Here is a 12,902-nt window from a genome sequence, read left to right on the forward strand (position 1 = left end):
CATTTGCACCTCTCACGCTAGATATACTCGCCATCCAAACCGGGTGGAGTAGTGACCTTCTCCATTGAGCTGCTATAGATAACCGCTCGTCGTCCAGCGTCAGCTGGAGCCTCAGGCTAGCGGGCTTCACCTTGATAGGCTTCAAGTCCTTCGGTGTCTCGCCGATACCCTCCCCAAGGGACTTTGCGGCTTTTAAAAGGACTTTCTCGATGCGCGATCCATTTTTCACCCTAACGTTTTTATGCCTAGCGCCCTGGGCGCTCGTTCGAGTAGCTCAGGGATTCGCTGGGCGACTTGGGCCCCTCAGGATGTTTGATTAGCAGTTTCTTATTTTTGGGTGATAAATGGCGCGCGCAACATTCCAGCAACGGCTCTTTCTTGGGCTGGCTACACTTCTTTCGACGGTCTTCTCTGTGCCAGCGGCTTTCGCGCTTTCGAACGGCTGTGCCACGGTTAACAACCTGTCGGGTTCGACATCGCTGTCCTATCAGTCCAACCGGTACCCCGCTGCGGATTTTTTACCTGGCGATGCACTGACGCTGACGTTCACCGATAGCGGTGGAGGGGCTGGCATGCCCCCCATGAATACTGACAGCGTCAGCCTGGCACGCTATGACCTTTCAAATGCTCAGACGTACAACGCGACGAACTCCACGAGTAATACATCCCATACAGTCAGCATCACCGTTCCAACCGGTAGCCTTGAGGCGAACGGCCTGGCCGTTCGCGCCACTACCTCGCATGGCCAGATCAGCAACCTGGTATTCAACTGCACCAGCGCCTCTCAGGTGTCCACCGGCGCCACGCTGTCGGGTCTAGCGCTTTCGGCCGGCACGCTGTCTCCCGGCTTCTCCAGCAACACGACCAGCTACACGGCGTCCGTCAGCAACGCGACGACCTCCATCACCGTGCGGCCTACCGCGACCGACAGTGGCAGCACCATTGCCGTCAACGGGACTGCAGTCGCTTCGGGTAGCAACTCCGCCCCGATCAACCTGGCGGTCGGCTCCAACAGCGTGTCGGTCGTGGTCACGGCTGCCGATGGCCAGACCACCAAGTCCTATTCAATCAGCGTGACCCGTGCCGAAGCCGCGCCGGTGGCCAACAACGTCTCCGCCACGGTCGCCGCCAACAGCTCCAACAACACCATCACCCTGTCGATCACCGGCACGGCCACGTCCGTCGCTGTCGCCTCCGCGGCGAGTCATGGCACGGCTACCGCCTCGGGAACCACCATTACCTACACCCCAACGGCGGGCTACTCGGGTAGCGACTCCTTCACCTACACCGCCTCCAACAATTCCGGTACCTCTGCGGCGGCCACCGTCACCCTTACCGTGTCTCGCCCAACGTTGACCGTCACGCCTGCTTCCGGGGCGCTGCCGGGCGGTCAAGTCGGTGCCCCCTATGTCCAAACGATCACAGGTTCCGGTGGTACTGCGCCTTACACCTATTCGGCCACCGGCTTGCCTGCGGGACTTTCGGCGAGCGGATCGGGGACGCTGAGCGGCACACCGACCGCCGCGGGCAGCTATACGCTTTCCATCCTTGTCACGGACGCCAATGGGGCAACCGGCTCGGCCAACTATACGCTGTCGATAGCGGTGCAGCCCCCTGTGGCGGGACCGGTCTCGCTGAGCGTGGCCTCCAACAGCCGTAATAATCCCGTGACGCTCAACCTGTCGGGCGGCGCCGCTACCAGCGTTGCCGTGGCCAGCTTGCCGGCTCATGGCACGGCAACGGCCTCCGGTGTTTCGATCACTTACACGCCTGCCGCGGGTTACGTGGGGGCGGACAGCTTCAGCTATACCGCAACCAACGCCTCGGGTACGTCGGCGGCAGCGACCGTCACCTTGAGCGTCTCCGCGGTCGCTCTCACCTTTACGCCGGCCTCAGGGGCGCTACCAGCCGGCCAGGTCGGCAACGGCTACAGCACCTCGCTTCAAGCGAGTGGGGGGACCGCGCCTTATCGGTATGCCGCCACCGGTCTACCGGCAGGGGTGAGCCTCGATGTCGCGAGCGGACAGCTCAGTGGCACACCTACCGCCGCGGGCACCTACAGCGTGTCGGTCACGGCGACCGACAACGTCGGCAACACCGGCTCGGCGAGCTACAGCTTGACCATCGGGGTCGCAGCCCCCGTTGCAGCGGCGACTTCCGCGACGGTTGCGGCCAACTCCTCGAACAATGTGGTGACCCTGGCATTGTCCGGCGGCGCGGCGACGTCGGTCGCCGTCGTATCTGCACCGAGCCATGGCGTGGCCCTGGCCAGCGGGACCAGCATTCGCTACACGCCTAACGCGGGTTACGCGGGCAGTGACAGCTTCACCTACAGCGCCAGCAATGCCAGCGGCAGCTCGGCCGCCGCCAGTGTCTCGATCACCGTGACTGCCAGCGCGCTCGTGCTGACGCCGGCAGCCGGTGCCTTGCCTGCCGCCAGCGTGGGTAGCGCCTACCGCCAGGTCTTCGGTGCCAATGGCGGCGTCAGCCCCTACCGCTTCAGTGCCACCGGGCTACCGGCGGGGCTTGGCCTGGATGCTACCTCCGGTATTTTGTCCGGTACGCCGACGACCATGGGCAGCGTGTCTTTCTCGATCACCGTCACCGATGCCAGCGGTACTCGGGCGAGTGACTCTTACTCGCTCACCACCAGCGGTGTATCGCCCAAGGCGGCAGACGCTACCATCGCGGTCGCGGCGGGTCAGAGTGTCAGCCTGGACCTGAGCACCGGTGCCACAGGTGGTCCCTTCACGTCGGCAACGCTGCTGGATACGCCAGCACAAGCGCTGGGCAGCGCGCGCTTGACGGGCACGGCGCTTGAATTCACGGCGGCAGCCAGGGCCAGCGGCACCGTGGCCCTACGCTTCACCCTGGCGAACGCCTGGGGTACCTCGCAACCGGCCACCCTGACGTTGCAGATCAATGCACGCACCGATCCCAGTCGCGATGCGGAAGTCGCCGGGATCTTGAGCGCCCAGACGCAAAGCGCCCAACAATTCGCCCGGGCGCAAATCAGCAATTTCACCGACCGTCTGGAGCAACTGCATAGCCTCGATGGCCATCGCAATGCCTTCAATCTGCGCTTCAATCCCACCCAGGCCCAGACGCGGACACTGCGGAATCCTGCGGATGTCGACGACAACCAGACCGCGCTCGACCCTCTCGCCAGCGTCCAGGCGCTGACGGATAACCAGCAGCGGGTGATGCACGCCTCTTCCGCGGAAAAGGGTAGCCAGCCGCTGCCCAACGGTAATCTCTCGGTATGGACCGGGGGTTATGTGGACTTCGGCAGCACGCGCAATAGCGGTGAAAAAGTCAGCAGCACCACCGTTGGCATCAGCAGTGGCGTCGACGTTCGCCTGAGTAATGCACTCACGCTTGGCGTGGGTATCGGCCTCGGCAACGACAAGAGCGATATCGGGTCGTCCGGTAGCAACAGCCGCGGCACCTCCTACAGCGTGGCGGCCTATGGCAGTTATCACCCCAATGCGGTGTTCCTGGATGGCATGCTGGGATACAGCCGCCTGCAATTCGACAGCGAGCGCTTCGTCACCGATAACGGTCGGTACGCCAAGGGCAGGCGCGATGGCGACCAGTTGTTCGGCTCCCTGAGTTCGGGGTACGAAGTGAAAGGCCCCAACTGGCTGGTCTCGCCCTATGGTCGTCTGGATACATCCACCACCTGGTTGCGTGGGTACAAGGAATCGAATGCCGACAGCTACAACCTCGACTATGCCGAGCAACGTTTCTCGCTGGTCTCGGGTGTGGCCGGTGTAAGAGGGCAGTACGGTGTACCCCTGAGCTGGGCCTATCTCACTTTGCGCTCGCGCCTGGAGTTCAGCCACACCTTCAACTCCGATTCCACCGCCCGGATGGGCTATGTCGACGTCGGTGACTCGACCTATTCGATCACTACGGAGGGATTCGGCGATAACCGATTGTCGACCTCGCTCGGCGTCGATCTGTTGTGGTCTTCGGGTCTGAGTACGGGGATCGGTTACCAGGGAACACGCGCGATTGGCGAGCAGTCGCGGTCGGATGCGCTTTCATTGCGTGCGGCCTATCGATTCTAAGGGGCGAAGGCAGCAATATCTTGTGCCGGAAGCCTTCCCGGGACCTCGATTAGTACCAATAGCCAGGATGCTGGTGGTCGGCAGAAAAAGAAGGTGAGCGCCTCGGGGCTTTTCGACCAAGGTCCCCGAGGCGTTGTGGCTTCTAGACCGCTGTCAAACTACGCCGGCTTGCCCCCGGGGTGCGGCCAAAGGCTCTTCCAACCGCTCGGGAAGCATCGGCTCGCTCCGCCCGGGCGTGAGGATCACCTTGCGGCAGTCCTCCTGCTTCTTGTCGAAGATCTTGTAGCCCTCGACCGCCTGCTCCAGCGACATCCGGTGGGTGATGATGGCCTCCGGTGCCAGGTCGCCGCGTTCGATGTGCTCGAGCAGCTCAGGCAGATAGCGCTGGACGTGGGTCTGGCCCATCTTGAAGGTCAGGCCCTTGTCGAAGGCATCGCCGAACAGGAAGCCATGGATGAAGCCGGCATAGACCCCCGGCACACTCACGCTGCCGCCGCGGCGGACGGCGGCGATGCACTGGCGCAGGGCCTTGCCGCTGCTGCCTTCCAGCTTGAGGTTGGCAAGGATGGTCTCGGTGGTGCTGCCCTTCGCTTCGAAGCCCACGGCATCCACCACGCCATCGACGCCACGCTTGCCAGGCGTCTGCTCGATGATGGTGGCGGCCGGATCGTCGTCTTCGTCGAAGTTGATCGGGATGACGCCATAGGTCTGCTGGGCGTAGGCCAGCCGATAGGGATGGTGGTCGACCATGAAGATGCGCTCGGCGCCGAGCATCCGGGCGCAGGCCGCCGACAGCAGGCCGACCGGTCCGGCCCCGTAGATGGCAATGCTGGAGCCCTGGCCGATGCCGGCATTGAGCACGGCCTGCCAGGCAGTGGGCAGGATGTCGGAGAGGAACAGCACCTTCTCGTCGGCCAGGGTGCCGGGCACCTTGAAGGGGCCGGTGTTGGCCTTGGGCACGCGCACGTACTCGGCCTGGCCGCCCGGCACGCCGCCATAGAGATGGCTGAAGCCGAACAGGGCCGCGCCCGGCGGGATCTGCTTCTTGTTGAGGATGGCACCACGCCCGGTGTTGGTCGTCTCGCAGGCGGCGTAGAGGTCCTGGTTGCAAAAGAAGCAGCTGCCGCAGGCGATGACGAAGGGGATCACTACCCGGTCGCCCTTCTGCACGGCGGTGACCGCCGGCCCGGTCTCCTCGACGATGCCCATGAATTCGTGGCCGAAGATGTCCCCGTGCTCGACGGTGGGAATCTTGCCGCGATACAGGTGCAGGTCCGAGCCGCAGATGGCCGTGGCGGTTACCCGCAGAACGATGTCGTCGGCATCCTGGATGCTCGGGTCGGGCACGGTATCGACGCGGACATCGTGGGCACCGTGGTAGGTCAAGGCTCGCATGGCGGTCTCCGTTAGGTTGCATTCACCTAGGGTGGAGGCCGCCCCTTGACGAGCGGTTCCGCGACGTCTGACCGGTGGTATGGCACCCTGCTGGTCGCCGATCACGATTTTTGCCGTCACTGCCCGGGCCAGAGCCGAGCAGGCGGAGCGGTGCTAGCGATTGCGGATATAGACGGCCTTGCCGGAGCTGCCATCGGCCGGATCGCGCTCCTGTACCTCGAAACGGTCGCCATGGGCCTTCACCAGGCCACTGAATTTGCGATGACCGTAGAGACGGGCGTCGAAGTCGGGACGGACCTTGCCGAGGTTGGTGCCGACCAATCCGAGGTTGGCCCAGCCAGCCTCATCGGAGGCATCTTCCACCGCCTGCTCGATCAGCTTGAGAATGGCACTCAGCTTGGGCTTGCCGCGATTGCTGGTGCTGGCCTTCTCGGCCGGCACCGCCTCGCGACTCTCCTCGCGCGGCTTCGACCTGAGGATCTCGGTGTAGATGAAGCGGTCGCAGGCCGAGACGAAGGGGTCTGGCGTCTTTTCCTCGCCGAAGCCATAGACCGTCAGCCCTTCCTCACGCAATCGCGCCGCCAAGCGGGTGAAGTCGCTGTCGCTGGAGACCAGGCAGAAACCGTCGAAACGACGGGTGTAGAGCAGGTCCATGGCGTCGATGATCAGGGCGCTGTCGGTGGCGTTCTTGCCCTTGGTGTAGCCGAACTGTTGCACCGGCTGGATGGAGTGATCCAGCAGCACCTTTTTCCAGCTGTTCAGCTGGGGTTGGGTCCAGTCCCCGTAGATGCGCTTGACGCTGGCCACCCCGAAGCGGGCGATCTCGGCCATGAGGCCGTCGACGATGGCTGCCGGGGCGTTGTCGGCATCGATCAGCACGGCGAGGCGCGCCTGGCTGGATTCGGAAGGTTTGACGATCTTGCTCATGGAAACTCCCGTTCAGTTCAGACCCAGCTCCTGCCAGACCTGGGTTGCGGTGTGATGGAGGATACCGTGGCGGCGGGCCAGGGCTGCACGATCGGCCGAATAGCCCCCGCCGATCACCCCTGCCACCGGTATATCCGCCGCCAGACAACGCCGCAAGACCAGGCCGTCGCGGGCGGCGAGACCGGCATCGGTCAGGTCGAGATAGCCCAGGGCATCGTCGCGGTGCACATCCACACCGGCGTCGTAGAGCACCACGTCCGGCTGGTAGAGGGGTAGCAGGTAGCTCAGGGCGTCGTCGAGTACCCGCAGGTAGCCGGCGTCGTCCAGGCCGCGGGGCAGGGGAATGTCCCAATCGCTCTCGGCCTTGCGTGCCGGATAGTTGGTGGCGCAGTGCAGCGACACGGTCACGGCGTCCGGCACCCCGGCGAGAATGCGCGCCGTGCCATCGCCCTGGTGCACGTCGCAGTCCAGGATCAGCACTCGTCCGGCGCGACCGCTTTCCAGCAGCGACAGGGCCAGGATCGCCAGGTCGTTGAAAATGCAGAAGCCGGCCGGGTAGTCGTGGTGGGCATGGTGGGTGCCGCCAGCGAGATGACAGGCCAGGCCGTGGCGCAGGGCCAGTTCCAGGGTCAGCAGGGAGCCGCCCACGGCGCGGATGGTCCGACGCACCAGCGGTTCGCTCCAGGGCAGCCCCAGCTGGCGCTGCAGGGGCGGTGCCAGTTCGCCGGCCTGGAAGGCGCGGATGTAGTCAGGGGCGTGGGCCAGGGCGAGCAGCTCGTCCGGGCAGAGCTCGGGGCGGTGCCAGTTGTCCGCGCCCAGGACGCCGCTGGCGGTCAGGTGCTCGTGCAGCAGGCGGAATTTCTCCATCGGAAAACGATGTCCGGCGGGGAAGGGCGGACTGTAGTCCTCGTGGTAGACCAGCGGCAGGCGCGCGCTCAAAACACCAGCAGCTCCAGGATGAACCAGACGATACCGCTGCAGAAGCCCAGCGCCAGCAGGAACAGCAGGCCGTCACGGGCGATCAGCGACAGCGCGAAGGAGGTCAGCGCCAGGCCTGCCGTGGTATTGGCGAAGGGCACCAGGTCCAGCACCGGCATGGTCGCCGCGATCAGGATGCAGAGCAGGGCGGTGACGAAGTGCGCCGGCCGCGAGGTGAGCACCCGCATGCGCGACTTGACCACCTTGTCCACCCAGCGGGCTGGCTTCTGCAGCAGTCGGAGCGACTTGCGCAGCTTGCGCCGCGAGACGTTGCGTTGCAGCACCCAGTGCGGCAGCCAGAAGTGGTCGCGCCCGAGCAGCAACTGGCCACTCACCAGCATCACGAAGACGGCGATGGCCGTGGCTATCCCCGGAATGCCGGTGAGGGGCGAGATGGCCAGCACGCCGGGCAGCAGGATCATGGGACCGAAGGAGCGACTGCCGATGGCGTCAATCAGGTGATGTACCGACACCTGCTCGGGGCTGTTGCCCACCCGCTCCAGGCAGGCGAGAAAGCTCTGCAGATCGACCGGCCCATCCTGCCCGGTATCGCAGCTGACCGGTTCGCGTTCCAGGGCCTCGTCCTTCATGGACGGGCAACATCCAGCAGGCGGCGGATCGAGCGTGTCAGGTCCTGGCGACCATAGGGCTTGTTAAGGATGGGGAAGCGCTCGCCGTTGCCCTCTTCGAGTTCGAGGGCGTTGTTGGCATAGCCGGTGGTGAGCAGGATGCGCAGGGTAGGCTGGCGCCGTTGCGCCTCCTTGGCCAGCATCACCCCGTTCATGCCACCCGGCATGATCAGGTCGCTGAACAACAGGTCGATGGACGTCTCCCGTGCCAGCAGGTCCAGCGCCTGCTGGCCGTTGTGGGCAACGTACACCTGGTAGCCCGCCTCTTCGAGAATCGCCTGGGCGAGGGCCGCCACGTCGGGGCGGTCATCCACCACCAGGACGGTCTCCGAGCCGCCGCTATCCTCGTGCAGGGTCGGCAGGGGCGTCGGATGCTCGCGGGCCTCGTCTTCCGAGACCGGGAAATACAGCCGTACCGAGGTGCCGACGCCTTCTTCGGAATAGAGCCGGACCAGGCCGCCCGATTGCTTGAGGAAACCATAGACCATGGACAGCCCGAGACCACTGCCCTGGCCTTCTTCGCGGGTGGTGAAGAAGGGGTCCAGGGCGCGACCGAGGATGTCGGTGGACATGCCGCATCCGGTATCGGTCAGGGCGATGCAGACGTAGTGCCCCTGCGACAGTCCGCCGTGGGCCAGGTCCTGGCCGGTGATCTCCACGTTCAGGGTTTCCAGCGTGAGGGTACCGGTACCCCGCTCCAGCATCGCCAGCCGCGCGTTGTCGACGATGTTGAGCAGCGCCGTTTCCAGCTGGATCGGGTCCAGACGGCAGTTCCACAGGGCCGGTGCGGGGCGGAAGATGAAGCGGAAGGGCGCACCCAGGGCCTGGGCCAGACGCCCCTGGCGACCGTCGATGAGCTTGTTGAGATCCACGGCGCGACCGGTCAGGCGTTGCTTGCGCGCGAAGGCGAGCAATTGCTGCGTCAGGGTCGCCGCGCGATTCACCGCCTCACGGGTGTTGTCGACATGACGCCTGGCCTTGTCGCGATCCAGCTCCTGCCGATCCAGGTTGATCCGGAGGATGTCCAGGTAGCCGACCATGACCTGCAGCAGGTTGTTGAAGTCGTGGGCGATGCCGCCGGTGAGCTGGCCGAGTGCCTCCATCTTCTGCGCCTGGCGCAGGGCATCCTCGGCGTCGCGTCGCCGGGATACGTCCAACTGCGAGGCGAAGTAGTATATGAGCTCGCCCTGGGGATCGAGGACCGGCGAAATGAACAGCGCATTCCAGAAGGTGGTGCCGTCCTTGCGATAGTTCAGCAGTTCGACGTTGCAGTCCCGCTGCTCGTGCAAGGCCTGGCGAATCTCGGCGAGGTGATCCTGGCGGGTGTCGGGGCCTTGCAGGAAGCGGCAGTTGCGCCCCAGCACCTCCTCCAGCGCATAGCCGGTGGTGCGCAGGAAGGCCTCGTTGGCGAAGATGATGGGATTGTCCGGCTGATGCGGGTCCGTCACGATCATCGGCATCCGCGTCTTCTTCACCGCAGCGAAGAAGATGTCGTTGTGTCCGAGACCCTTGCCTAACTCCGCGATCAGCGAGGACGCGGATGGGGCGGAAGACGAGGTGGCTGAGGTTTCGGTCATGAAAGGACGCCTGCGATGGGACAGCGGTACCTTCATTGTGACCATTATTCCGCCGACATGCTCCACCAATCGTCGTCATACGATGACCACGTCGCGTCGATCAACGGCCATCGCCCTGGGCTTGGCCGGTTTTGCGTATGATGGCGGCTCTTCGTCAAGGAACCCTCCCCATGAGCAAGGTGCTGGACAACCTGGTCGATCTGCTGACCCTCGAATCCCTGGCTCCCGACCTGTACCGGGGCGGCAGCCAGGATCTCGGCTTTCCACAGCTCTTCGGTGGCCAGGTCCTGGGCCAGGCGCTGTCGGCGGCCAGCCAGACCGTGGCAGTGGAGCGGCAGGTGCATTCCCTGCACGGCTACTTCCTGCGCGCCGGCTCGGCGGTGGAGCCGGTCACCTACCAGGTGGACCGCATTCGTGACGGCGGCAGCTTCTCCACTCGCCGCGTCACCGCCTTCCAGGGCGAACAGCCGATCTTCTTCTGCAGCGCCTCCTTTCATATAGAAGAGCCGGGCTTCGAGCACCAGACGGCCATGCCGGACGTACCGGCACCCGAGACCCTGCAATCGGAGATCGCCCACGCGCAGAAGTACGCCGAGCTGATTCCTGCACCCTTGCGAGACAAGCTGCTGGGGCCGCGGCCGATCGAGATGCGGCCGGTGGTCTTCACCGATCCCTTCAAGCCCGAGCCGAGCGAACCGGTCCGCCACGTCTGGTTCCGCGCCACCGGCGACCTGCCCGACCAGCCGGCCCTGCACCGCTACCTGCTGGCCTACGCCTCGGACTTCAACCTGTTGCCCAGCTCGCTGTTGCCCCATGGCACCAGCTTCTGGGATCGTTCGCTGCAGATCGCCAGCCTCGATCATGCGGTCTGGTTCCATCGCGACTTCCGCCTCGACGACTGGCTGCTGTACGCCATCGACAGTCCTTGGGCGGGCGGCGCCCGCGGCCTCTGCCGCGGCAGCATCTACGACCGGGCCGGCCAGCTAGTGGCCTCGGTCGCCCAGGAGGGCCTGATTCGCAAGCGTGGTTGAGATCGACCCGTCTAGCTGGCTATTTACGCGGTACGCTTATAGGCTCTTGCCTGCGAAGGACCGGATGCCCGTCCGCTGGGCGTCCAGACACATCTTATAGTTGAGGCATCGTTCTTGAATCGACTCGAGCGCGTCGTAACCGGTATCCAGGGGCTGGATGAGATCTTGAAAGGAGGCCTGGTCGCAGGCGCGTCCTATGTCATCCAGGGCCGTCCGGGCTCCGGCAAATCGATCATGGCCAACCAGATCGCCTTCAACCACGTGCGCAATGGCGGCCGGGTGCTCTTCGCCACCATGTTGTCGGAAACCCACGAGCGGATGTTTCAGTTCTTCTCCACGCTGGATTTCTTCGACCGCTCCTGCATCGGCGACCAGGTCCAGTACCTCAGTGCCTTCGATACCATGGAAGGCGAGGGGCTGGACGAGGTGGTCCGCCTGCTGCGCCGGGAAATCAGTCGGCAGAAGGCCAGCCTGCTGGTGGTGGATGGCTTGCTCAACGCCCGTTCGCGCGCCGAGACGCCCATCGATACCAAGAAATTCATCGCCGAACTCCAGGGCCATGCCGCCTTCGCCGGCTGCACGGTGATCTTCCTCACCAGCGCCCGCCTGGAAGACGGCAGCCCCGAACACACCATGGTCGATGGGGTGCTGGACCTGCACGAGGAAGAGATCGGCAGCCGCAGCATTCGCCGCCTGGCGCTGCGCAAGACCCGCGGCAGCGGCGCCCTGCCGGGCTTCCACGAGTTCATCATCTCCGAGGCCGGCATCACCGTCTTTCCGCGTCTGGAGACCCTCTATCGCGACCCTTCGGCGAGTGCGACCTATAGAGTCAGCAAGGCCCGGGTGACCAGCGGCATCGCCTCCCTGGATGCCATGGTCGACCAGGGGCTGCCGGAGAGTTCGACGACGCTGCTGATAGGGCCCTCGGGTGCCGGCAAGACCTCCCTCTGTCTGAATTTCCTCGCCGCCTGTACCCCCGAGGTCCCAGGGCTGATGTTCGGCTTCTACGAGCCGCCGGAGCGCTTGCATCTCAAGGCTAGCTCCCTCGGTCTCGACCTGGCCGGTCGTGTGGACGAGGGGGCGCTGCATCTGCATTGGCAGCCCACTACGGAGTTGCGTATCGACGAAGTCGGCCACCAGTTGCTGGCGCTGATCAGGCAGCATGGCATCAAGCGCCTGGTAATCGACAGCCTCGGCGCCCTCGCTCGCTTCGCCATCCCGCAAGGACGGCTCATCGAATACTTCAGCGCCCTACTGAACGAGCTGCGTACCCAAGGCGTCACAGTTCTAGCCACCTGGGAGCTGCGCGACGTGTTTGGCGCGGACATCTCGGCGCCGGCGCCCGAACTTTCCAGCATGGTGGACAATCTCATTCTGCTGCGCTTCGTCGAGGCTGAGGCGGAAATCAAGCGGGTACTGTCCATCCTCAAGGTGAGGGACAGTCTCTACGACCCATCGCTGTGCGAACTGGTGATAGGCCACTCGGGAATCGAACTGAAAAAGGCGTTCAAAGACATGGTGAAGGTTCTTTCAGGTTCAGCCATGCCCTCAGCGCAACCATGATCGCGTCGGAGGGGAGAGTTTCCGCATGACGACGATACTGGTAGTCGATGATGAATTTCTGATAGCGGACATCCTGGCCTTCGCCCTCGAGGACGAAGGCTACATGGTGGTCAAGGCGAGCAACGGTCGCCGGGCGCTGGACGTATTCGATCGCGAACTACCGTCACTGGTCATCACCGACTTCATGATGCCGGTAATGAATGGCCGCGAGCTGGCCGAAGCGCTACGCGAGCGGCAAGGCCTGCAGCACCTGCCGATCATCCTCATGAGTGGTGCCCAGGCGCATCTGGCCCAGGAGAATTCCGAGCTGTTCGATGCCGTTTTCCAGAAGCCCTTCAACATCGGGGAAATCGTCGACACCGTGCGCCGGCACCTGCTGACCGCGGACGAGTGAAACGCCCCTAATGCAAAAGGCCTGCACGAGCAGGCCTTTTGCATTAGGGGCTGGCATGGTTGCCAGCCCAGCGTCCGCTATCAGGAACGCGAAAGCAGTACGCCGAGCACGAAGCCGATGCCACCGGCGACGGCCAGGGCAGTGAAGGGCTTGTCGGCGGTCACGTTGCGCGCGGTGTCGATGGCCTGGCCATACTGCTGCTGCAGTTTGCCTTCCAGTTGCCGGGCCTTGCCCTCGGCTTGCCAGTCGGCATTGCCGGTGGCGGCGCCGAAGCTGTCCTGGACTTTGCCGGTGGCGTCCTTGGCATTGCCTATGATTTGATCGGTATTCATGAA

The 12,902-nt window shown here is 64.3% G+C and carries 10 protein-coding genes; 4 read left to right on the forward strand and 6 right to left on the reverse strand.

Annotated elements, in window-relative coordinates:
• The first annotated feature begins 344 nt into the window (after positions 1 to 344).
• Positions 345 to 4,073, forward strand: a complete 3,729-nt coding sequence (locus RND78_RS00625) for an autotransporter domain-containing protein (protein WP_312725167.1) — start codon at positions 345 to 347, stop codon at positions 4,071 to 4,073.
• A gap of 153 nt (positions 4,074 to 4,226) precedes the next feature.
• Here the strand turns inward: RND78_RS00625 and RND78_RS00630 are convergent, their stop codons facing one another.
• The 5 genes from RND78_RS00630 to RND78_RS00650 form a co-directional block, all read right to left on the reverse strand.
• Complete coding sequence (locus RND78_RS00630; RefSeq protein WP_312725168.1) at positions 4,227 to 5,468, reverse strand: zinc-dependent alcohol dehydrogenase; 1,242 nt, start codon at positions 5,466 to 5,468, stop codon at positions 4,227 to 4,229.
• A gap of 153 nt (positions 5,469 to 5,621) precedes the next feature.
• Positions 5,622 to 6,395 carry an NYN domain-containing protein gene (locus RND78_RS00635; protein WP_312725169.1) on the reverse strand — a complete coding sequence of 258 codons (774 nt, stop codon included), beginning with the start codon at positions 6,393 to 6,395 and terminating at the stop codon, positions 5,622 to 5,624.
• 12 nt (positions 6,396 to 6,407) lie between these two features.
• Positions 6,408 to 7,334, reverse strand: a complete 927-nt coding sequence (locus tag RND78_RS00640; RefSeq protein WP_312725170.1) for a histone deacetylase — start codon at positions 7,332 to 7,334, stop codon at positions 6,408 to 6,410.
• Positions 7,331 to 7,963 (reverse strand): exopolysaccharide biosynthesis protein, encoded by a 633-nt coding sequence (locus RND78_RS00645; protein WP_312725171.1) that lies wholly within the window; start codon positions 7,961 to 7,963, stop codon positions 7,331 to 7,333. The genes RND78_RS00640 and RND78_RS00645 overlap by 4 nt, the downstream gene beginning before the upstream one ends.
• A complete protein-coding gene (locus RND78_RS00650) occupies positions 7,960 to 9,579 on the reverse strand; it encodes a histidine kinase famiy protein (RefSeq protein ID WP_312725172.1) in 1,620 nt (539 codons plus the stop codon). The genes RND78_RS00645 and RND78_RS00650 overlap by 4 nt, the downstream gene beginning before the upstream one ends.
• Positions 9,580 to 9,749: 170 nt before the next feature.
• On the opposite strand from RND78_RS00650, the gene tesB reads away from it, so the two are divergent.
• From tesB to RND78_RS00665, 3 genes are all read left to right on the forward strand, one after another.
• Positions 9,750 to 10,610 carry an acyl-CoA thioesterase II gene (gene tesB / locus RND78_RS00655; protein WP_312725173.1) on the forward strand — a complete coding sequence of 287 codons (861 nt, stop codon included), beginning with the start codon at positions 9,750 to 9,752 and terminating at the stop codon, positions 10,608 to 10,610.
• Positions 10,611 to 10,724: 114 nt separating this feature from the next.
• Positions 10,725 to 12,173, forward strand: a complete 1,449-nt coding sequence (locus tag RND78_RS00660; protein WP_312725175.1) for an ATPase domain-containing protein — start codon at positions 10,725 to 10,727, stop codon at positions 12,171 to 12,173.
• Positions 12,174 to 12,198: 25 nt separating this feature from the next.
• Positions 12,199 to 12,567 (forward strand): response regulator, encoded by a 369-nt coding sequence (locus RND78_RS00665; RefSeq protein ID WP_312725177.1) that lies wholly within the window; start codon positions 12,199 to 12,201, stop codon positions 12,565 to 12,567.
• An 80-nt stretch (positions 12,568 to 12,647) separates the two neighbouring features.
• Here the strand turns inward: RND78_RS00665 and RND78_RS00670 are convergent, their stop codons facing one another.
• Positions 12,648 to 12,899 carry a CsbD family protein gene (locus tag RND78_RS00670; RefSeq protein ID WP_059227490.1) on the reverse strand — a complete coding sequence of 84 codons (252 nt, stop codon included), beginning with the start codon at positions 12,897 to 12,899 and terminating at the stop codon, positions 12,648 to 12,650.
• Positions 12,900 to 12,902 lie beyond the last annotated feature (3 nt).

Origin of the sequence: Pseudomonas oryzihabitans (assembly GCF_032027545.1) — a bacterium.
Lineage (GTDB): Bacteria > Pseudomonadota > Gammaproteobacteria > Pseudomonadales > Pseudomonadaceae > Chryseomonas > Chryseomonas oryzihabitans_F.